Genomic DNA, 537 nt, shown 5'->3' on the forward strand with positions numbered 1-537 from the left:
AGGAAACTGAAGTTCTACGAACTTCATAAAAAGACGCTTTGTATTATGTTTAGTTTTGAGAGAACTAATTTTCTCGTAACATTATATGAATGGGCCTATAGCTCAGCTGGTTAGAGCGCACGCCTGATAAGCGTGAGGTCGATGGTTCGAGTCCATTTAGGCCCACCATTCATTATATATATCCTTTGGGGCCTTAGCTCAGCTGGGAGAGCGCCTGCCTTGCACGCAGGAGGTCAGCGGTTCGATCCCGCTAGGCTCCACCAAACTCAACTGATGATATCGTAATGATAGAAATCGGTTTTTCGTTCCTTGAAAACTAGATAACGTAACAAAACATTCATTGAAGTAGTAAAAGTTCTTTTTTAATATTAACTTAGGTTAAGTTATGAAGGGCGCACGGTGGATGCCTTGGCACTAGGAGCCGATGAAGGACGGTACTAACACCGATATGCTTCGGGGAGCTGTAAGTAGGCTTTGATCCGAAGATTTCCGAATGGGGAAACCCACTGCCCGTAATGGGGTAGTATCCTTACCTGA

At 44.3% G+C, this 537-nt stretch carries 2 tRNA genes and 1 rRNA gene; all 3 read left to right on the forward strand.

What is annotated here, in order from left to right:
- Positions 1 to 91: 91 nt before the first annotated feature.
- Positions 92 to 168, forward strand: a tRNA-Ile gene (locus tag ACFSFW_RS21995).
- A 19-nt stretch (positions 169 to 187) separates the two neighbouring features.
- Positions 188 to 263 (forward strand) — tRNA-Ala (locus tag ACFSFW_RS22000).
- A 113-nt stretch (positions 264 to 376) separates the two neighbouring features.
- A 23S ribosomal RNA gene (locus ACFSFW_RS22005) occupies positions 377 to 537 on the forward strand; the annotation flags it as partial.

It is taken from the genome of Ferdinandcohnia salidurans (assembly GCF_042680725.1).
GTDB classification, from domain to species: domain Bacteria; phylum Bacillota; class Bacilli; order Bacillales; family Bacillaceae_L; genus Ferdinandcohnia; species Ferdinandcohnia salidurans.